22 protein-coding genes are annotated in these 18,747 nt (G+C 42.5%); 5 read left to right on the forward strand and 17 right to left on the reverse strand.

Annotation, left to right across the window (positions count from 1 at the left end; genetic code table 11):
* Window positions 1-33 precede the first annotated feature (33 nt).
* The 7 genes from ACH0BF_RS06720 to ACH0BF_RS06750 form a co-directional block, all read right to left on the reverse strand.
* Window positions 34-1,587, reverse strand: a complete 1,554-nt coding sequence (locus ACH0BF_RS06720; RefSeq protein ID WP_406909126.1) for a polyamine aminopropyltransferase — start codon at window positions 1,585-1,587, stop codon at window positions 34-36.
* Between the two features lie 24 nt (window positions 1,588-1,611).
* Entirely contained in the window at window positions 1,612-2,007 is a 396-nt protein-coding gene (locus tag ACH0BF_RS06725; protein ID WP_120036057.1) for a DUF350 domain-containing protein, read from the reverse strand.
* A 27-nt stretch (window positions 2,008-2,034) separates the two neighbouring features.
* A complete protein-coding gene (locus tag ACH0BF_RS06730; RefSeq protein ID WP_120036056.1) occupies window positions 2,035-2,595 on the reverse strand; it encodes a DUF4247 domain-containing protein in 561 nt (186 codons plus the stop codon).
* 30 nt (window positions 2,596-2,625) lie between these two features.
* Entirely contained in the window at window positions 2,626-3,297 is a 672-nt protein-coding gene (locus ACH0BF_RS06735) for a PspA/IM30 family protein (protein ID WP_406909127.1), read from the reverse strand.
* A 19-nt stretch (window positions 3,298-3,316) separates the two neighbouring features.
* Window positions 3,317-3,823 carry a DUF4178 domain-containing protein gene (locus ACH0BF_RS06740; protein WP_120036054.1) on the reverse strand — a complete coding sequence of 169 codons (507 nt, stop codon included), beginning with the start codon at window positions 3,821-3,823 and terminating at the stop codon, window positions 3,317-3,319.
* 130 nt (window positions 3,824-3,953) lie between these two features.
* Window positions 3,954-4,835 (reverse strand): diacylglycerol/lipid kinase family protein, encoded by an 882-nt coding sequence (locus ACH0BF_RS06745; RefSeq protein WP_406909128.1) that lies wholly within the window; start codon window positions 4,833-4,835, stop codon window positions 3,954-3,956.
* Window positions 4,832-5,107, reverse strand: coding sequence for a hypothetical protein (locus ACH0BF_RS06750; RefSeq protein ID WP_120036052.1), 276 nt, complete (start codon window positions 5,105-5,107; stop codon window positions 4,832-4,834). Before ACH0BF_RS06750 ends, ACH0BF_RS06745 begins: the two co-directional genes overlap by 4 nt.
* A gap of 230 nt (window positions 5,108-5,337) precedes the next feature.
* On the opposite strand from ACH0BF_RS06750, the gene ACH0BF_RS06755 reads away from it, so the two are divergent.
* The 3 genes from ACH0BF_RS06755 (at window position 5,338) to ACH0BF_RS06765 (ending at window position 7,485) form a co-directional block, all read left to right on the forward strand.
* Entirely contained in the window at window positions 5,338-5,883 is a 546-nt protein-coding gene (locus ACH0BF_RS06755) for a hypothetical protein (RefSeq protein ID WP_340851360.1), read from the forward strand.
* Between the two features lie 267 nt (window positions 5,884-6,150).
* A complete protein-coding gene (locus tag ACH0BF_RS06760) occupies window positions 6,151-6,945 on the forward strand; it encodes an HAD family hydrolase (protein ID WP_340851362.1) in 795 nt (264 codons plus the stop codon).
* Window positions 6,946-7,029: 84 nt separating this feature from the next.
* The gene (locus ACH0BF_RS06765; RefSeq protein ID WP_120036050.1) at window positions 7,030-7,485 is read left to right on the forward strand and encodes a hypothetical protein; all 456 of its coding nucleotides are present in this window, start codon (window positions 7,030-7,032) and stop codon (window positions 7,483-7,485) included.
* A 221-nt stretch (window positions 7,486-7,706) separates the two neighbouring features.
* Here ACH0BF_RS06765 and ACH0BF_RS06770 read toward each other — a convergent pair whose 3' ends face one another.
* The 5 genes from ACH0BF_RS06770 to ACH0BF_RS06790 all read right to left on the reverse strand — a co-directional run bounded on the left by ACH0BF_RS06770 (window position 7,707) and on the right by ACH0BF_RS06790 (window position 11,605).
* Complete coding sequence (locus ACH0BF_RS06770; protein ID WP_340851363.1) at window positions 7,707-8,468, reverse strand: STAS domain-containing protein; 762 nt, start codon at window positions 8,466-8,468, stop codon at window positions 7,707-7,709.
* The gene (locus ACH0BF_RS06775; RefSeq protein ID WP_120036047.1) at window positions 8,455-9,105 is read right to left on the reverse strand and encodes a cobalamin B12-binding domain-containing protein; all 651 of its coding nucleotides are present in this window, start codon (window positions 9,103-9,105) and stop codon (window positions 8,455-8,457) included. The genes ACH0BF_RS06770 and ACH0BF_RS06775 overlap by 14 nt, the downstream gene beginning before the upstream one ends.
* A 42-nt stretch (window positions 9,106-9,147) precedes the next feature.
* The gene (locus ACH0BF_RS06780) at window positions 9,148-9,495 is read right to left on the reverse strand and encodes a globin family protein (protein WP_120036046.1); all 348 of its coding nucleotides are present in this window, start codon (window positions 9,493-9,495) and stop codon (window positions 9,148-9,150) included.
* Entirely contained in the window at window positions 9,492-9,797 is a 306-nt protein-coding gene (locus tag ACH0BF_RS06785; protein ID WP_120036045.1) for an antibiotic biosynthesis monooxygenase family protein, read from the reverse strand. Before ACH0BF_RS06785 ends, ACH0BF_RS06780 begins: the two co-directional genes overlap by 4 nt.
* 143 nt (window positions 9,798-9,940) lie before the next feature.
* On the reverse strand, window positions 9,941-11,605 hold the full coding sequence (locus tag ACH0BF_RS06790) for a thiamine pyrophosphate-dependent enzyme (RefSeq protein ID WP_340851366.1): 1,665 nt from the start codon (window positions 11,603-11,605) through the stop codon (window positions 9,941-9,943).
* A 138-nt stretch (window positions 11,606-11,743) separates the two neighbouring features.
* On the opposite strand from ACH0BF_RS06790, the gene ACH0BF_RS06795 reads away from it, so the two are divergent.
* Window positions 11,744-12,955: a CdaR family transcriptional regulator gene (locus tag ACH0BF_RS06795; RefSeq protein ID WP_406909129.1), complete on the forward strand. Its 1,212-nt coding sequence runs from the start codon at window positions 11,744-11,746 to the stop codon at window positions 12,953-12,955.
* Window positions 12,956-13,039: 84 nt separating this feature from the next.
* On the opposite strand, the gene ACH0BF_RS06800 is transcribed toward ACH0BF_RS06795, so the two are convergent.
* Window positions 13,040-14,566 (reverse strand): aldehyde dehydrogenase family protein, encoded by a 1,527-nt coding sequence (locus ACH0BF_RS06800; protein WP_120036042.1) that lies wholly within the window; start codon window positions 14,564-14,566, stop codon window positions 13,040-13,042.
* Between the two features lie 16 nt (window positions 14,567-14,582).
* Window positions 14,583-15,758 (reverse strand): LL-diaminopimelate aminotransferase, encoded by a 1,176-nt coding sequence (locus ACH0BF_RS06805; RefSeq protein WP_340851368.1) that lies wholly within the window; start codon window positions 15,756-15,758, stop codon window positions 14,583-14,585.
* A 275-nt stretch (window positions 15,759-16,033) separates the two neighbouring features.
* Between ACH0BF_RS06805 and ACH0BF_RS06810 the strand changes: the two genes are divergently transcribed.
* Entirely contained in the window at window positions 16,034-16,204 is a 171-nt protein-coding gene (locus ACH0BF_RS06810) for a hypothetical protein (protein ID WP_406909130.1), read from the forward strand.
* 3 nt (window positions 16,205-16,207) lie between these two features.
* Here the strand turns inward: ACH0BF_RS06810 and ACH0BF_RS06815 are convergent, their stop codons facing one another.
* The 3 genes from ACH0BF_RS06815 to liaF are packed head-to-tail and all read right to left on the reverse strand — an operon-like array spanning window position 16,208 to window position 18,659.
* Complete coding sequence (locus ACH0BF_RS06815; RefSeq protein ID WP_120036040.1) at window positions 16,208-16,840, reverse strand: response regulator transcription factor; 633 nt, start codon at window positions 16,838-16,840, stop codon at window positions 16,208-16,210.
* On the reverse strand, window positions 16,837-17,919 hold the full coding sequence (locus tag ACH0BF_RS06820) for a sensor histidine kinase (protein WP_340851371.1): 1,083 nt from the start codon (window positions 17,917-17,919) through the stop codon (window positions 16,837-16,839). The genes ACH0BF_RS06815 and ACH0BF_RS06820 overlap by 4 nt, the downstream gene beginning before the upstream one ends.
* Window positions 17,916-18,659, reverse strand: coding sequence for a cell wall-active antibiotics response protein LiaF (gene liaF / locus ACH0BF_RS06825; protein WP_406909131.1), 744 nt, complete (start codon window positions 18,657-18,659; stop codon window positions 17,916-17,918). The genes ACH0BF_RS06820 and liaF overlap by 4 nt, the downstream gene beginning before the upstream one ends.
* Between the last annotated feature and the right edge of the window lie 88 nt (window positions 18,660-18,747).

Below are 18,747 nucleotides of genomic sequence, written 5' to 3' on the forward strand. Positions count from 1 at the left end.
TTGGATACAGCTTTTTTTGAACCATTGGTTCATTTAATAATATTTCCATGATTTTTCATATACTTCAATAAGATTCGGCCGAATTAATGTATTGGGTCTTAACTCAACTGGATGTCCGCTCTCGTCTTCAATTTTGGCATCCTCATCTTTTCCAAACCGGGCAAGCGCCGGCAAAAGCTCCGTTGTTAAATAACGGGTCTCTGCTTTTATTTGTAGATCTTTGAGAGAAATCGGATGGCGTGAAGCAAGAACAAATCCCCAGCCGCCGAAACTTGGAACATCAACATGAAGATTATTTGTTGAAAGCCCTGCTGCCTGTATCGTTCTATCAATGGTCCAGTATACTTGTGGGGCAAAAACTGGGCTTGTCGCCTGGACCATTATTGCTCCGCCGGGAGTTAAATGGTTGCGAAGCAGCGAATAAAATTCCATCGTATACAATTTGTTAAGCGATTCATTATTCGGGTCAGGCAAATCCACCAGAATAACATCATAGAAACCATCTGATTCTTCCAGAAAGCGAAAGGCATCTTGATGAACGGCTTCCACCTTTTTATTTGTAAGAGAGCGTTTATTTAACTCTGTTAATAAATGATGCGTATTAGCAAGCTCCACCATTTTAGGATCAAGGTCTACCAGAGTGATAGAGCGCGTATCTTTATATTTTAATACTTCCCTGACAGCAAGCCCATCTCCCCCGCCGAGAATCAATATACGCTGATGGCCGCCCGCTGCTGACATAGCCGGATGAACAAGTGTTTCATGGTAGCGATGTTCATCTGCTGAACTAAATTGTAGCTGTCCATCTAAATAAAGCCGCGTGTCTCCTTCTTCTCTTGTTAATACAATTTGCTGATAACTCGTTTGCTCTGAATAAACAATTGGATCTTTGTATAGCTTTTGTTCAAAGTGAAAAGCTGCTTCTTCCCCCATTAAAATGCCGATGATGATCAATAAAAGCAAAAGGCCTCCCGCTCCTGCATGCAAAGAAAACCGCTTCAGTTCCTTCCTGAATTTCACGGCTACCCAAAGCGCAACCGCCACATTAATCATTGCCACGATGAAGGCCGTTTTCACGAGGCCAAAATAAGGGCGCAGCAAAAACAAAAATAGCAGTCCGCCAATGAGCCCGCCTGCATAATCGGAAAACAACACTTTTGCTGTACTTTTATGCAAAGCAACACCAATGTCATTGGCTTTGCGGATTAAAACCGGCAATTCCACACCTGTTAAGGCACCAACAATAAGTGTAACTGCATATAAAAAGAGCGCATCCGTTCCATCCGGTAAATAAGCCGTTACGCCAAACAAGAGCAAAGCTGAAAATCCGCCAATGAGTCCAATGCCATATTCAATCCAAATAAAGGAGAGGACGAGCTGCTTTGTGATTTTTTCACTTATAAAGGCACCGATGCCCATGCCAGTTAAGAATAGCGAGATTGTTAGCGTGTATTGCTTTACGCCATCTCCAAGTATGTAAGAGCCAAGAGCACCAAACAGCACTTCAAAAATAATGCCACATATTGAAACAATGCCTGATGCCCAGTAAATACTACTGCTTTGTTTTAACAATTCTTTTTTATCCATTTGCGTGCCACCTGTCATGCGCTCCTATGTAATAGACGCGCCAATTACAAACGAAAGTCCAACAGAAACACAGAAAGAAACAATCCCAACAGCCGTATTACGTGCTTTCAGCTGTTCTTGTACTGAGAAGTTGCGCGTAAACAGTTCAAATAACAAATAAGCAGCCATTTGCAAAACAACTCCATATCCACCCCAGATTAACGTTTCTACAATCGTATCATTATGAAGGATAGAGAACATTAAAATAATACAGATACCGATGATTTTCCCACCGATAGACAATGCTACAGCAATGTTAGCTTCTTTAATTTCATGCCAATCTTTATATTTTCTCGTAACCATCTCAAAAATAAATAAACCAGCCAATACAATTAAAATGGCTACAGCAAAATAAAGGAAGGTTAATAAAAACGGATTCATATCATTTCTCCTCTACTGAGTAATCAATTATTTTCCTGTGCCCGGACCCCCGCCTCGAAAAGTAGAACCACGTCCGGCTGCTCCAGGATTCCATCTACCAGTCGAACCATAGCCGCCATAGCAATCGTTATTGTAAGCTGAATTGCAGCGCGAGCGCTGATCACGGTCCCAGCCTCCTCCAAACATATTGCTTAACATGTTTCCGAGGAGCATCCCTTGAAAGAAACCCGGATGATAATGATTACGGACAAATTCCTGGTCAGACACTTCGATTAGTGTCTGGTCCGGCTCTTTAGGTGCCTCAGTTAGAATGACGAATTGATCATCATAAATAAGCACTTGTTTACCATTTACATACTTTCCAATTTCATCAGGCTCCTGCACCTGGATCAGTTCATCCGCTACCTCTTTCACTTGTTGATCTTCAGCCAAGTAAACATAAGAATCTTCTGCAGCTTGGCTGCGAACGACATCAATCAGCGAATAATTATCTGATATGTAGTCTTCTATTTGTACCGATCCGCAGCCTGCTAACAAAACGGCCGCGGAGGTAAATAAAGTAACTAACAATAATAGTTGTTTTTTCATGGAAAACACTCCAATAAAAAGAGGAAAGAATTACTCTTTCCCTAATTTTTTCTTTAGCGCAGCTAGCTCCTCATCAATTGCACTGTTCGTTTTCAACGCATCCAGTTCCTCATCAATCCCACGTGAAGAAGACCTTAAGTCATCAGATGTTTCCGCTTCCGCTTCATACTGCAATACTTTTTCTTCCATGCGCTCAAATCCCCGACGAGATTCATCCCCACCAATGGAAGACATCGCCCGGTTCATTTTAGTTCTTGTCTTCGCTGATTCAGCACGAGCCTTCAGCGAATCTTTTTTCAGTTTCATTTCCTGATATTCCCTCTTCATTTCATCAAGCTTTTCCCGTAAAACAGCCGCATCTTGTGACGCCTGTTCATGGGCTGAGCGCATTGATTCAGCCTGGCCTTCATACACTTTTTTATCTTCAAGAGCACGGCGGGCAAGATCCTCGTTTCCTGCTTCCAACGCAGTAACAGCTTGCTGCTGGCGTTTTTCTACCATGTTATTGGCTTCATCCAGCTTCTTTTTCAGCATTTTTTCATTAGCAATCTGCTTAGCCACAGCCGTTTCTGCATCGCGGATGTCCATTTCCATTTCCCGCATAAACTGGTCAAGCATTTTCACCGGATCTTCCGCTTTGTCTAAAGCTGCATTTAATTCTGATCCTACGTAGGTCTTCATTCTTTTAAAAAATTGAAACATATTTACTCCTCCCAGTTAGTTAGCTTCCCGCTAAAATTTTTAGTTCATATTCTTCAATGGCATAACCATAGCTTACTTCTACTTCGCTGCCCCATATTTCAACAGACAAAAAATGCTCTTCGGAATCATCTTCAAAATCAAAGTACTTTAATTCTTTTCCATGCACATTCTGGCTGCGCCCTTCTCCTTTAACGTACGCCTTACCGCTCTCTATCATTCTATATTCTCGGCCATCATAGGTGATTTTTTTAGGAATTGGCTCTTCAAGCGGCAGTTTAACAGCGCGATACATTCCAAGTTCTAATTCATCATCCATTTCCACAGCGAGCCATAAGACTCCGGTCTCTCCTTGCAATTGATAAGCATCCCACATAAAGCCGCTGTCATTATAATGAAGCTTCCCCGTTACTTGGTAATCCAGCAGATCATATGTAACAATATCACCGACCTGTAGGTTTAAAACGGTTCTTTCTTCTACCTTCACCGTCTCTTTTTCTTTTTTAAACAACCGGTCAAAAAACCCCATATTTTCACCTCCATGTACCATGTACTAGCGCTTCTTCATAAGAATTCTCTAATCTCTTTATGATATACTCTCTTTTCTGTATGTGGTTTCACTATTTTGTATTTTATTCATATTTTTTACTTTCAGTCATTTATGGTGTAAAAACATTTATATGTTCCTTTAACGCTTGAAGAGTGACTGGAACTTTCTCCCCCGTATCACCGTCCACATTTGCTTTTAACCGTATGCTTGAAGAAATGGTTACTTGGCTGGAGCGAAAATAGAGAACATCGGGATCTTTTTTTAAATTGCCCTTCAACAGGTTGGCTATCACTCGAACAAGCTTCGGAAGAGCTGTATCTTTAATAATAAAACAGTGCAATTTGCCATCATCCGTTTTTGCTTCCGGCGCTATATTTTCAAAGCCGCCAACAGAATTCGTTAAAGCCGCAAGGAATAGCAGCGCCTCTCCCTCCCACTGTTGTTCATCAGCGATAACGGCCGCATCAAATGATGTTTTATGAACGAGTGTTTTTGCGCCTTCCAAAAAATAAGCAAATGATCCAAGCACTGTTTTTTGTCCGGCTGATACATCTGCCGTTGATTCAGCGATCTCGCCAAGAGCTACAATATTTAAAAAGTAGTGATTATTGATTTTTCCGATATCCGTTTTCTGAAGTTTACTTCCTCCAATGATAGCGATTGCCTCTTCGGGATCAAGTGGAATACCTAGTGCTCTGGCAAAATCATTTATCGTACCAAGCGGGACGATACCGAGTGCCGGTCTGTACTCTTTTTCCGCCAGACCATTTATTGTTTCACTCAGCGTCCCATCTCCTCCGATTGAAACGACTGCCTCATACTTATTCGCACAAGCCTCTGATGCCCATGTTACCGCATCACCTTCTTTGCTCGTCAAACGGATATCCACTTCATATTCCTTGCTCTCCAATTGTCGACGGATCTTTTTTAAATAAATCTCTGCCTCTTCTTTTCCTGAAGAAGGATTGGCAATAACCATTGCTTTCTTCATTCAGCTTTCCCCCCATTTGGCTCCTCTTTCCCATCGTCTATTTGTGACTTGCGGTAACGATAAAAGAGCGCTGTTCCCATTTCTTCATTCAGCAATTTCTCCATCTGTTCCAGATCCTCTCTTGTTACCACCGGATCCTTTTCTGACCAGTTGACAATATAAATAAAATAAAATTGGTTAATCGTTCGGAAAATAACATTCGAATTAGGAAACTTATCAAAAACAGCCTTAATGTTATACCGACGGGAATAGGTCCACCTTTTCAGCTTCATAAGCAATCCACCCATTGATCAAATAATATCCTTTATATACCCTTTTCTCTGCTTTTTCAACTGAGGGTTTCAGCAAATCTTTTAAGCTCTTCTCGACAAAACTACTGATCAATCAACAAAAGTAGTGAAAGGAATTTATTTATTCCTATGGAAAGTAGTAATAACAGTCTATTGTCCCGGAATCAGCCGCTTGAGGAAGTACCACATAACTAATTAACGGAGGGATGAACATGGAGCAGGCTTATTTCAGCTCGGAAGTAGCCAAGAGCCTTGGAGTCGGTGCAAGCACACTCCGAAAGTATGCGCTAGCGTTAGAAGATGCCGGTTATCGTTTTGATAGAGGGTTAAATAATTCCCGTGTCTTTTATCAAAAGGATATTATTACTGTCCAGCGTCTGCTGAAACTTATACAGGAACAAAATATGGCCCTTGAAACAGCGATTGAGCTGGCAATGAAGGTGGAGCCGGAAAAAAAAGAAGAAGCGAAAAAAATAGTCCATACCTCGGCTGAAAATGATGAATTACATGAGCGGATTGCCCGGCTTGAGCAACAGCAAGAGACACTGATCGAAGTAAACAAAGAACTTGTTAAAGAACTTGCCCAATATCAAAGATGGATGAAGGAGAAATTGGAACACCAGGAGATAGCTATTCGTGATCGCCTGTTGCTAAATGGCCTGCAGCCTCCTCCTATAAAAAGAGAGCCGCCCAAATATCGACTTCCTTCTTTGTTTTCTATTTTTAGAGGAAAGAAGAATGAAGCCACTTTTAATTAAGCGGCTTCTCAGTCTGTTGGCAAACGCTCGCATTCTTCATTACTCACCTGTCTGTAGCACTTATGGTCCTCCTGGTTCTCCATTCTTCATCAAGCTTTGCGCCTCGAAAGACAAATATTTTCGATCACATTCATGTGCATGATAAAAATTTCAGCTGCGCACGCCAAAGCCACTTTTAACAAGGTGGCTTTCATTTTATTTTGCAGGAATTCTGACATTTGTGTAGAATTAGGTTCAACATTATGTTTAAAAGGGAGCCTTTATAGAATGAAAAAAGCAGTCTTTTTTGATTTAGATGACACACTTTTAAATGATCGCAAAAGTATTCAAACCGCCTTCGATGTGACATGCGGCGACTTAGAACAGAAATATGGAATTCAAAAGGATGCCATTGAATCCTCTGTCAGAGAAGCAGCACGAAAGCAATACCAGAAATATTCTTTTTACCCGGTTACGCTTCATCTTGGCATTAATCCATTTGAGGGGCTTTGGGGAGATTTTGGGGACGTCCATCACTGGCAGCTGCGCCAGATGGGCAAAGATATTAGTGACTATCAATTAAACACATGGAAAAACGGCTTAGAGTCCGTCGGCATTCAAGGGGCGGAAGAATGGGCAAGAGAGCGATTTCGAGAAGTACGCCGCTACTCTCCCTTCTTATATGATGACACCATTACAGTGCTTGATAAGCTGAGAGAAAATGACTTCCGACTTTTGCTTTTAACGAATGGCGCTCCATCCCTTCAACTGGAAAAGTTAACGATGACGCCAGAGCTTGTGCCTTATTTTGAACATATCGTCATTTCAGGAAACTTTGGATTTGGAAAACCAGACCCATCTATCTTTACTCATGCATTAAAACTGATGGATGTATCACGTGAAGAGGCTATCATGATTGGCGACAACTTAGGGACGGATATTCTTGGTGCTACTCGTATTGGCATGGATTCTATCCTTATTGATCACGGTGATGATAGAAAAGTAGAAGGAGCCAAGCCAACTTATACAGTTCGCACCCTAAGTGAAGTGGCTGATACTCTCCAAAAATTAGCAAGTGTCTAATAGGTTTTCTTCTTCTCAAAAAGGGAATAGAATAGCACATCCCTTTTATACATATCAGGGGAAGAAGGAAAAGGAGAGAGAAACATGACCAGCCATTTAAAACAAAATGCGCAGGAAAACCAAATGCCTCAGGCTTCTAAATTAGAGATAAAAGTATTCGATGAGCAAGGAATTTTTCCATTTAGAGAAAAAGTCTTGTCATCGAAACGTGTATATGAAATTCATGATGAAACATTACGGACACCCCTTGAAAAAGCAGAAGTGTTCGAACAGCTTTTGAAAGTGCCTAATAAATGTGAGCTTTGGATTGTACCCGTTACAACAGAAACTTCCGCATTAACTCAATCCCTTAAGGAAGAAAGAACGAGTGCTTTATTTGATTTGCTCGCTTCTATTAAGGATAAAATGCAATTTGATCAGACATTTCTTATTGTTGACGATCAATGTGCTACAAATATCTGCAGCCAGCTAAAAGAGCTCGGTTACACATTTACAGAGAAAACAGAAGAAGAACTACAGCAAGTTCAAGTGGAATTTTAAAACAGCGACGGGCTTTTGCCCGTCGCTGTTTTTTATTAGTGGACGAAAGAAGACTGTTCTCATACTTCAAATTTCAATCTATCTTGTTTGAGCTGGCCTGACTGCTGGGTTAGTAAAACTTCATACAGAAGTGCTCCTATTGGATGCAAGGGCCACTTCTCCTCTCTCTTCCATTCATCCATACTCGAAGATCACCACACGGGTTATTGAGCGATTGATGCTTATTTATTTTTTCTTTGCAATACCTCTGCTAGTGAGGAAGAAAATGAAAAAGACCAATTATTTTGGAGGGAGTTCATTATCTGAGAATGATGCGGCTTCATTCCGACTACTTCAATCTCGGCACCACTCATATATCTTAGCATAGTGAAAAGTTCAAGCAGCTTATCAACGCCCTCCTTTTCTATTTGTCCAACCGCAGTAAAATCCACTACAATATGGCTATAATCTCCCTCATAAGCGGACTGCAATGCCTTTCCAGTAATGGCTTCCAGCTTTTCCTTCGTTATGTCACCGAAAAGAGGAATAAATGCTAAACCGGAAGACAACGCAATAAATGGACCAGACAGCTCTCTTAAACGAATTAGAGTTCTTTCTAATTCCTCTTTTTTTTCAAATAGCTCGAAGTTTGTAGAAGACAAACGTTTTTGCAAAGATAAAAGACGGTCTTCCAAATGCTTATTCAGCTGGTCTTTCACGAGCAGAACCATATGCCCGTTTGATTGTTCATCCCACGATAAATGAATATCAAATAGCTGGATTGAATTTATCTTTGTCTTAAAATTCGCTTCGATTTTTTGTGGATTTTCTCGCTTAAAAATAAATGTTTTAACCTTTTCTTCACTCGCCTTATCTACCAGGGCTAAAATATTTCCCTGATTAATATGAAAAAGATTAGCGGCTGCATCTGAATAAGCTAAAATGACTCCCTCTTTATTAATTTGAAAATAGGGGAGAGGAAATGGCTGATTATAAGGAGACATTCGACTCCCCCTCTATCCTGTTATTCTTCAACCATAAATGAGCGGCCTGCAAATCCTCAAAAATTATTGTGCTTTCTGAGCAATACGGCTTTAGATCATACATGCCGGCCAATCTTCCTCCAAGAATAATAGCGGGCCGGGAAGGTAAATCAGAAAACCGCTCGATATAATCTTGTAAATGCGGAAGATGGTATACGATCGCTACTGATAAGCCAATTACATCTGGCTGCCATTTATGAGCGGTTGTCAGTGCCGATTCTAAAGGCAGGTCAGAACCGAAAAAACGAACGCTCCAGCCTGACTCCACAAATAGGCTGCTCACCATTTTTAATCCGAGGTAATGGCGTTCCCCCTGCGGACATAAAAACATGGCTTTTTTGTTGACTGAAGGTTGTTCCTTCTGCCATGGGAACAATCGCGATAAGACAAAGTCACAGGTACCGGTAGCCAAATGCTCATCAGCCACCGTAATCTTATTATTTTCCCACAGCTCTCCTACATGCCTCATTGCAGGTGTAACAAGCTGATTAAATAGTTCCAACGTGGTCAACTGCTTTCGATGTTTAATAAAATCTATGGATGCCAGCGCATCACCTTCCAGTAAATATTCGGCAAACTCACGTGCTTCCTCGCTCATCTCCCTCACCTCACTTGCCTCTCTAGCAGCGAATAAGCTATATCATTGCTGCAGAGCGAATATAGCCTCACTTAGATAGAAAAGACCTTTTTCATTTTCCTGTTCTCCATTTTCGATCAACAGTTGCTGGATAATCGTAAAGTTATCAATTAAATGCCGGGTGCTCATCCCATGCTTCGTTAAGATGCCATTCAACCAAAGAGCATAGTCGATAAAAAATTGCTCGTTATCTAAAAGCAAAGCGCTCTCCAGCTGTTTGATATGATGATTGTTATCTTCGAGACACTTTGCCTTTCCTTCTTCTCCAAACCGGGAAAGAAGAGCGGGCTCACGCTTATAAATTTCGGCCGTTGCCTTTTCCGCTAATGTCGCCTTCCAGCCCTTTTTCATGTAGCCACCACTTTAAACTGGCGGACAGTTGGAATAACGGCGGACAGCTCTTTGTCCGGATAGTTTTTTTCCAATTCGTGAATTTTTTTAAATTCTTCACTGCGCACCCACGATAAATAGGCGCCTTTTGTTTGAAAAGCCAGTTGGACCGTCAGTTCGCCTGGTTTTTTATCATTTTGCAGCAATAAGAAATGCTGAAAGCCTTCTGTCTTGTCTACCAAACGCGAACGATTCTTATAGATAGAGATTACTTCTTCTGCCTGGTGATCCCCCACAGAAAATGTCGAGTGAACAACATACACATTAAATCCCCCTTCTTCTACGGTATATGTACTACTCTATCACTTCCACTTCCTGTTAATCTATTATATTGTTTATTTTTAAAGAATGTAAAAAACGGCACTGCTCTCTAGTACCGTTTCTGCATCTTGTATTCTTGATTGAGTTAAGTAGCCCTTTGTACGTTTGAATGAATGGTTTTTGACTGGCTGGCAGACAAAAGTGCCGGGTTTGTCAGTACCTCTATCACAGCCGGGCGCCCGCTCGCTTTTGCTCTTTCCAAAGCCGGCAGAAAATCTTCATTTTTTGTCACTTGTTCCCCGTGACAGCCAAATAGTTTGGCTAGCTCGGCAAAATTAGCATTGGATAACTCTGTTGCTACGACTCTTCCCGGAAAGTGCTTTTCCTGATGGGCCCGGATCGTTCCATACATATTATTATTAATGACAATAGCGATGACTGGAACCTGGATGCGAACAGCCGTTTCAAGCTCCTGCATCGTCATCATGAAGCCTCCATCCCCGGAAAAAGAAACAACCATTTTGCCCGGCTGCGCTATCTTTGCGCCAATGGCCGCTGGCAGCCCATACCCCATCGCACCTGACGTTGGCCCAATATAAGTGTTCTGACGGTCAAAGCGGTAATAGCGTGACAGCCAGCCAAAAAAGTTGCCGGCATCGCTTGTTAGAATGGTATCTTTCGGAAATATACGCATCATATCATAAAGCATGCCATCCATATCAACGTATTGTTCTGAATAATCTTTTGGTGCCGATGAAAAAGTGAGATACGCTGCATGTAACCTTTCGACTACCCGCTCCTTCGCTTCATCCTTCGTAGGGACTGATACTTCCAAAGCTTTTTGCAAAAACTGTTTGACGTCTGCTGTAATACCAAGAACAGGCGGATATACCTTGCCAATGCTATCGGGAGAAATGTCCACTTGAATCAGCTTCGTCTGTTCGCCAAGCAGCGTATAGTCCTGCGTAGTCACTTGAGAAAAACGGGTGCCTAATGCTACTACCAAATCAGCATTTTTAATGTAATCGAGCAATTCTTTGTCCGAACCAAAGCCAAGCCAGCCGGCATAATGTGAATGGCTATTTGGGAATGCATCAAACCGACGGAAGGCTGTGGCCACAGGAACATTCATTGTTTCTGCAAAGCGGACGAGCAGGTCAGCTGATTTTGTCCGGGTCACTCCTCCGCCTGCAATGATAATAGGCCGTGCAGCTTCCCGAATCTTTTCCAGAACAACGTGAACAGCTTCATCAGCAGGCTTAGGCACATATTCATCCTGCACGTGCTGCTCTATATATTCTGCGGTATCTTCAAGCATATCGTGAGGCAAAGAAACAACTACTGGTCCTGGACGGCCGGACTTCGCTATATAGAATGCCCGGTGAAGTAACTCCGGAATCCTTTCAATGGATTCAATTTCTACTGTCCATTTACACAAATGACTGAAAAATGCTGTGAATTCTACTTCCTGGAATGCTTCCTTTCCTTTGAATGGCCGTTCCACCTGTCCAATTAAAGCGACGAGCGGCGTAGAGTCCTGCATAGCCGTATGCAAACCGATGGAAAGATTCGCTGCGCCCGGCCCCCGTGTAGCCATGCAAACCCCTGTGCCTCCCGATGCTTTTGCATAAGCTTCTGCCATAAAAGATGCCCCGCCCTCATGACGGGTAGAAATCAGTTGGATAGACGGGTGCTCATACAGCGCATCAATGACTCCAAGGTAACTCTCTCCAGGCACACAAAAAGCTTTTTTAACCCCCTCCTTTTCCATTACTTTTACAATCGTTTGCCCTCCGGATAATTTTGTCATTTACCTCCCTACTTTCTCTTAGAATACGCACTTGACAAATTTCTAAATAGTTCGTCTATTTAACTCGGAAATATGGTATACTCTGGTCAATATTCTATCTTTTAAGCTGGCTATTTCGGAAAACAAGGGGTGCTGTCAGTGAAAATTTTAGAGCATATTGCTCAGGACATCGCAGAAAAAACAAGCGCTGTTTTAGGTTATCCAATCAGCATTACAGATAACGAAGGATATATTATCGGATCAACTGATAAGGAAAGGCTGGGACTCTTCCACCGTCCTTCACTTGACGTTATTAGAAAAAAGGGCTTAATTAATTGTCGCAATGAAGGAATCGGACAAATCCTTCCAGGTGTTTCTGTACCAATCATGATTAATAATAAAGCCATCGGCGTGCTTGGAATCGTCGGAAAACCTGAAGAAGTTGAGAAATATGCTCAGCTTGTAAAGAATCAAGTCGAAATGATGTGCCAGGATGCCTTTCGCAAAGAAATGAAAGAGCTGGAATCGAAAATGGTTGAAGTGTTTATCCAGCAAATTATTCATTATGACACAGACGAACGAGATGAGCGGATGATTCAGTATGCTAAAACACTCGGCTACAACCAGGAAATCTATCGAACGTGCATTTTAATAGACATTCATCGCTCTTTGCCTGTGCAAACCAACTCAAATGAGGTTTATGACCCTTATTCACTTCCGTATTTTCAAAGAGATCTATTGGACTATCTTTATTTAATTTTTCATGATTCCGAAGAAGACATTCTTTCCTTCATTAATATTGAGCGGTTAATTATTGTCAAACCTATCACAACAGAGCAAGCTTACACAGCTCTCGTTTCCTCTCTGGAGCAAAGGCTCCAAAAGCTAAATAATTTCTTGCAAACGAAGTATTACTTAGCCGCCTCCATCGCGATTGGCGATGTACAAAAAGGAATCAGGGGCATTGCTGAGTCGTTCCGCAATGCTGAAAAGACGATGATTTTTGGAAGAAAAGGAGATACCGGCTCAGGCATTTTTATTTATAATGAAAAACAGACAACTTTCCAACTGCTGCCGAAAGAAATCACTCCTGAACTTCAAAGAAAGCTTTTAAATATCGTTCAGCCTCTTGCTGATCTCGATAATTATGAAGTACTGTCTACGACTTTTCTTAAATATTGTGAGTACAATTTAAATTTAAGCGAGGCAGCGCGCAACATGTTTATTCACCGCAATACAATTATTTACCGATTGGAACGGATAAGCGAAGCGACCGGCATAGACACGGGAAGCTTTCAGGACTGCATGCTGCTTTACATGGCCATACGCTGCTATGAAGAAACGAAAGAGAAGTCGTTTCGTCCGGCGTAAGCGCTTCCCTGGAAAAAACAAGCAGAAATGCAATCACGCTTTTTGCGAGGCATTCCTGCTTGTTTTTATGGTTAATAGAAGGAATTAATAGTTATCAATTTGCGCTCGCTGAATTTTTCCGCTGTAGTCTACATAAACAGACTTCCATTCAGTGTATACGTCCAGTGAAGCAACGCCGGAGTCACGATGCCCGTTTCCTGTTCCTTTCGTTCCTCCGAATGGCAGATGAATTTCCGCGCCTGTTGTTCCTGCATTAATATAAACAATCCCCGTATCCAAGTCTCTCATCGCCTGGAATGCCCGGTTGATATCAGCCGTAAAAATAGAGCTGGATAATCCAAATTCAACGCTGTTATTTACTTCAATGGCTTCTTCCAGGCTTTTCACCGGAATAATAGAAACGACCGGTCCGAAAATTTCTTCCTGGGCAATTCTCATATCGGATTTGACGTCAGTGAACAAAGTCGGTGCATAGAAATTCCCTTTATCTAAACCATTTTCAGTTAGAATTTCTCCGCCTTTTAACAGTTTTGCCCCCTCGTCTTTACCGATTTTGACATATTCATGTATTCTCTCAAGCGATGAACGGTTAATGACAGGACCTACATCGATCGACTCATCCAATCCGTCGCCGATCTTCAATGTTTCCATGCGCTTCAGCAACTTCTGCTCCAGCTCTTCCTTCACAGACTCATGGACGATAATTCGGCTGCAAGCTGTACATCTTTGTCCGCTCGTGCCAAATGCACTCCATACGATTCCATCTACTGCAAGGTCAATATCCGCGTCTTCAAGCACAGTTACTGCATTTTTTCCGCCCATCTCAAGCGATGTACGTTTCAGAAGCTCACCAGCACGTCCATTAATCTCCTTGCCGACTTCATTGGAGCCTGTAAATGACACGATATCGATATCCGGATGCTCAACGATCGCATTTCCTACCTCGCCTCCAGAACCATAGACAAGGTTCAACAAACCTTTCGGCAAGCCAGCTTTTTCATAGATTTTTGCAAACTCTCCGGCTAGAAATGGGGTTTCAGAGGCCGGCTTCCAAACAACCGCATTTCCAGTTACAAGCGCCGGCAATGACTTCCAGGAAGCGATCGCAATCGGGAAGTTCCAGGGAGTAATCAACCCGGCAATGCCAACAGGAACACGGACGCTCATCGCAAATTTGTTGTGCAGCTCTGAAGGCACTGTGTCGCCAAACATGCGCCGGCCTTCTCCGGCCATGTAAAACGCCATGTCGATCGCTTCTTGTACCTCTCCTCGCGCTTCCGCAATCACTTTTCCCATTTCTGTTGTCAGAATCTGCGCTAACTCTTCTTTGCGCTCTTTTAACAAATAAGCAACTTTATATAAAACCTCCGCACGTTCTGGAGCTGGTACGTTACGCCACTTTTTTTGCGCTGCTTTTGCCGCCTGGACAGCTTTATCCACATCCGCTTTTGTCGAGGCAACTACCTCTCCCAATACTTCTCCATTGACCGGATTTGTATTTTGCGTAAATCTGCCTGATTCAGACTCTACCCATTCACCGTTAATAAAATTTAAGTATTTTTTTACCGCTGTATCTTTTTGAACTGCATCTTTTACCGTTTGATTATTCATGTCATGATCTCTCCTCTTAATTTGTAATAATAGTGAGCTCTTTTTTCATGCGGTTAATGGCTTCGGTGAGCCGGTCAGTCGGAACAGACAGCGAAAGACGAAAATACCCTTCACCGCTTTCCCCGAATGCATGACCCGGCGTGATAATGACGCCTGTTTTTTCTAGCACACGGTTTGCGAATTCAGCTGACGTGTATCCATCCGGTACCGGTGCCCAAATAAAAAATGTGCCACGCGTCGGTTTTGTATTCACGCCAATAGATGTTAAAGCAGCCGTCATTGCCTTCATTCGTTCCGCATACACGTCGTTGCTTGCCTTGATGCAATCCTGGCTGCCCGCCAAAGCATGGGCGGCTGCCTTTTGGATAGGGATAAACTGACCGGTGTCGGTATTGCTTTTGTAAATCGATAGGGCCTTAATGACCTCTTTATTGCCGACAACATAGCCAATTCTCCAGCCGGTCATGCTGTATGTCTTGGATAAGGAGCCAAACTCAACAACAGCTTCTTTCGCCCCCTCTGCCTGCAAAATACTCGGTGCCTTGTAGCCTTCAAAAGTAACCATATTGTAAGCAGCATCATGAGCGATAACGATTTCATGCTGCTTGGCAAATGACACAGCTTTGCGAAAAAAATTAACGTCCACAGTAGCTGCCGTTGGATTGCCCGGATAATTTAAAAACATCAGCTTTGCTTCTGCAGCGACATTTTCAGGAATCTTCTGAAAATCAGGCTCAAAGTTATTCTCCTGCAGCAGCGGCATCGTATGTAACTTGCCGCCTGCAAGGGAAACCGCCATACGGTAAGGAGGATAACCCGGATCCGGCGCCAGAACAATCTCTCCGGGATCAATCATTGTGGGCACTAAATGGGCCAGCCCTTCCTTGGAACCGATCAGAGCGAGCACTTCTGTTTCCGGATCTAAATCAACGTTGAATTCCCGCTTATAAAACTCAGCTACTGCCTTTCGAAAGTCCAGGCAGCCAATGAAACTCGGATACTTAAAATTCTCCGGATAAGCCATTTCCTCTATCAGCTTATCTGTTATATGCTGCGGCGTTGGTAAATCCGGGTCCCCTATTCCTAAATCAATTACATCCACTCCAGCCTCTTGCATCATCTGTTTCTTCTTATTGAATTCGGCAAACATATACGGGGGAATTTGTGAGATTCTTTGCGATTGATAGCGCATGAAAAGTGATCACCACCCCTTCACATTCGTCTTGTTTAATTAGTAAACATTTTCATGCTTTTACTTTATCTTCTTTTACATTTATAAACTATGGTCTTTTTGTACAAAAATGCCCGGAAAATTATCGAAAAAATCCGTATACTTTTCACAAAAGAAGTATTCCAGACTGGATTGTCTGGCATCCACTTCTATCATCCGTGAAAATTTAACGGCAGCTGGAAACTTTTTGGGCTTTCATCCGTATATACAAAAAAACTGAGTAAAGGATGAAGAAGATGTCCAAGTCGTCAAATAAAAAGAAAAAAAGACGCTCTCGTGAAGGAGCGTCTGAGTTATTCGAAGCTTTATTTGAAAACTTTTTGCTTAATATCATCTTATGGCCACTTCGGATGTTATGGATGTTCATCCGCTTTCTGTTCCGCTCGATTGGTGACTTGATTCCGTAGATGTTAGTGAACAAGCCGATTTTGGAAGGCATAGATAACCGCTTGTGTCCGATCGTTTACTTCCAGCTTGGACAGGATATTGCTGACGTGCGTTTTCACTGTTTTTAAAGAAATATACAGCTCGTCAGCAATCTCCTGGTTGGATTTTCCTTGAGCAATAAGCAGCAAAACTTCCAGCTCTCGCTCGGTCAGCTCTTCATGAAGCGGCATCTTTTGACCCTGGCGCATGCGCTTCATCATTTTCCCTGTTACTTCCGGTTCAAGCACTGGCTCCCCGCTATATGTTTTGCGGATTGCATCAGCAATTACGCTGGCTTTTGATGTTTTTAATATGTAACTGACAGCCCCTGCTTCAAGAGCAGGATAGACCTTCTCATCGTCAAGAAAGCTGGTTACGATGATGATTTTGGCCTCAGGCCACTTTTCTGTAATACGTTTGGTCGCTTCAATTCCATCCATCTTCGGCATGACCAGATCCATTAAAATAATATCAGGCTTTAGTTCAAGAGCAGCCGTCACCGCTTTTTCACCGTCTTCCGCTTCAGCTTCTACTTGAATATCCGGCTGGGCCATTAAATAGGCAGACACGCCAATGCGCACCATTTCATGATCATCAACGAGAAGAACTCTTATCATTCGTTCGTTTCCACCTTTTCTTCTGATTTTTCCATTTGTGTTTGATCTGAGTGCTGTTTTGCAAACGGAACTTTAACCTCCAGCTTCGTCCCCTGGGAAGGCAATGAAATAATTTTTAATGTTCCGCCAATCTCAATTGCGCGTTCATGCATATTCTGCAATCCATAGGACCCCATTTTTGTCTGTTCCTGATCAAAACCAACTCCGTCATCACTAATCCGCAAAATAATGAAACCATCACGCCACACATTCAGTACGTCCAACCGATTAGCCTTGGCATGGCGCAGCGTATTAGAAATCGATTCCTGCACAATCCGAAATAGATGGTCCTCCATTGCCCGGTCCATGCAGATTTCTTCTGTCGTCCAATGAATAGCTAACGGAACCTTTTGCGTTAATTCAACGAGGAGATCGTCAATCCCCTCTTTTAAAGACTTGCCGTTTAATGGTACAGGCCGTAAATGCAAAAGAAGCGCTCGCATTTCTAATTGCGACTGCTGAATCATTTCCTCTACCATAGCTAACTGCTTCGTTTCTATGGACGGTGCAGATTCACGATTTTCATTAATGGCCGACATCATCATGGAAGCCGCAAACAATTGCTGGGAAACCGAATCGTGCAGTTCTCTTGCAAGCCGCTGCCGCTCCTGCGAAACCATTTCCTGGATGAGCGTTTCCTGGCTCTCTGCTTTTTCTCTAGCGAGACGTCGGGCTGCTTGTTTCTGTTCAATGATGACACGCTCAAGCTGTTGAAACTTTTGCTCAATGTTCGAAAAGTCGGCTGGCAGCATGCTGTCTTTCTCCTCTTTGTCTTTACCAGAAATGAGGGAGTCAATTCTTCGATCAAGTGTTTTTAAAGATGTCCATTGTCCCCATCCGTATAATGCACCAAATAGGAAAGCTGTCCCTACTATGGCCGCCGCTATAAATACAGCAAGAGGAAGCTCAAATAACTTCTGTTCAAAGTAAGCCCGCCATGTCGGATGCGGAAAGCTCGTTTCAAAAGCGGCAATGATCACTCCTGCCACAAAAAGAACAGCTAAAAAAACTTGACGAATCTGCTTAGCAAAAATATTCACACCCGATTCACCTCCACATCGCCAATAACCGTGGAAATGAGAAGAATAATTGTTGTTTCTGCCCCTTCCTGCTCGCTATGATGTTCATCTTCAAAATATAGCGTATCATTCCAAAGAGGAACGGGAAAACGCTGGAACAAATGAGCATTTCCTATAACGGTTGCGAAGCGCATACGAACGGGGACTTCATAAGGTATATCTACTTTCACCTTTCCGATCATTTGCCTGACGGAAATAACCGCCGTTCCCTTTGGTAGCACTGTATTGCTTACATCAACAGTAATATCGCCGAGCACCCCTTGAATATGGATGTCCTTCCATTCATATGAATGCTCCGGTGTAGATTGAACAGAAAACAACTTATTTTTTAGAAAAGAGTGCTTAATCGATTCACCGGGCTCCATCGGCATCTCTCTCACAGTATCGGGTGATAGAGAAAAGCGTACCGGTTCTTTTTTCGATTGGAAGAAGCGGTACAGCATATAAATCAAACCAGCAAGAACAAGCATCCGTAAACTGCTCATGCTAAGAATCATCATGATTGATAAAAATACGCCAAACCAAAACAATAGCTTACCAAACCAGCTTTTGTTCCATTTTCTCCCAAAGTAAATCATTGCTGCTCCGAAGAAGAGGGAAAACACAAAATCATTATGGAAAAATGTCGCCTCAATTAAAATGATGATCAAAGCAGCAAGTAAAAACATAGTAAGCATATCTGTTCTTTTAAATGGTGACATTCTTTTTCCTCCTTCCTCGAATTAGCAACGCTGCAATGCGAAACAAACCCGCAATCACGGGTTTGTTTCACTCTCTTCAATTGTTAAT

It is taken from the genome of Pseudobacillus sp. 179-B 2D1 NHS (assembly GCF_045370945.1).
Classification (GTDB): Bacteria; Bacillota; Bacilli; order Bacillales; family Domibacillaceae; genus Pseudobacillus.

What these genes read in the sequence shown, in the direction of transcription:
- ACH0BF_RS06800 (WP_120036042.1), bottom strand. Translation starts at nt 14,566, where the DNA reads ATGAATAATCAAACGGTAAAAGATGCAGTTCAAAAAGATACAGCGGTA.
- ACH0BF_RS06780 (WP_120036046.1), bottom strand. Translation starts at nt 9,495, where the DNA reads ATGAAAAAGGGCTGGAAGGCGACATTAGCGGAAAAGGCAACGGCCGAA.
- ACH0BF_RS06735 (WP_406909127.1), bottom strand. Translation starts at nt 3,297, where the DNA reads ATGTTTCAATTTTTTAAAAGAATGAAGACCTACGTAGGATCAGAATTA.
- ACH0BF_RS06805 (WP_340851368.1), bottom strand. Translation starts at nt 15,758, where the DNA reads ATGCGCTATCAATCGCAAAGAATCTCACAAATTCCCCCGTATATGTTT.
- ACH0BF_RS06770 (WP_340851363.1), bottom strand. Translation starts at nt 8,468, where the DNA reads ATGTCTCCTTATAATCAGCCATTTCCTCTCCCCTATTTTCAAATTAAT.
- ACH0BF_RS06750 (WP_120036052.1), bottom strand. Translation starts at nt 5,107, where the DNA reads ATGAAGCTGAAAAGGTGGACCTATTCCCGTCGGTATAACATTAAGGCT.
- ACH0BF_RS06790 (WP_340851366.1), bottom strand. Translation starts at nt 11,605, where the DNA reads ATGACAAAATTATCCGGAGGGCAAACGATTGTAAAAGTAATGGAAAAG.
- ACH0BF_RS06745 (WP_406909128.1), bottom strand. Translation starts at nt 4,835, where the DNA reads ATGAAGAAAGCAATGGTTATTGCCAATCCTTCTTCAGGAAAAGAAGAG.
- ACH0BF_RS06730 (WP_120036056.1), bottom strand. Translation starts at nt 2,595, where the DNA reads ATGAAAAAACAACTATTATTGTTAGTTACTTTATTTACCTCCGCGGCC.
- ACH0BF_RS06760 (WP_340851362.1), top strand. Translation starts at nt 6,151, where the DNA reads ATGAAAAAAGCAGTCTTTTTTGATTTAGATGACACACTTTTAAATGAT.
- ACH0BF_RS06775 (WP_120036047.1), bottom strand. Translation starts at nt 9,105, where the DNA reads ATGAGCGAGGAAGCACGTGAGTTTGCCGAATATTTACTGGAAGGTGAT.
- ACH0BF_RS06725 (WP_120036057.1), bottom strand. Translation starts at nt 2,007, where the DNA reads ATGAATCCGTTTTTATTAACCTTCCTTTATTTTGCTGTAGCCATTTTA.
- ACH0BF_RS06720 (WP_406909126.1), bottom strand. Translation starts at nt 1,587, where the DNA reads ATGGATAAAAAAGAATTGTTAAAACAAAGCAGTAGTATTTACTGGGCA.
- ACH0BF_RS06815 (WP_120036040.1), bottom strand. Translation starts at nt 16,840, where the DNA reads ATGATAAGAGTTCTTCTCGTTGATGATCATGAAATGGTGCGCATTGGC.
- ACH0BF_RS06755 (WP_340851360.1), top strand. Translation starts at nt 5,338, where the DNA reads ATGGAGCAGGCTTATTTCAGCTCGGAAGTAGCCAAGAGCCTTGGAGTC.
- ACH0BF_RS06740 (WP_120036054.1), bottom strand. Translation starts at nt 3,823, where the DNA reads ATGGGGTTTTTTGACCGGTTGTTTAAAAAAGAAAAAGAGACGGTGAAG.
- liaF (WP_406909131.1), bottom strand. Translation starts at nt 18,659, where the DNA reads ATGTCACCATTTAAAAGAACAGATATGCTTACTATGTTTTTACTTGCT.
- ACH0BF_RS06810 (WP_406909130.1), top strand. Translation starts at nt 16,034, where the DNA reads ATGTCCAAGTCGTCAAATAAAAAGAAAAAAAGACGCTCTCGTGAAGGA.
- ACH0BF_RS06765 (WP_120036050.1), top strand. Translation starts at nt 7,030, where the DNA reads ATGACCAGCCATTTAAAACAAAATGCGCAGGAAAACCAAATGCCTCAG.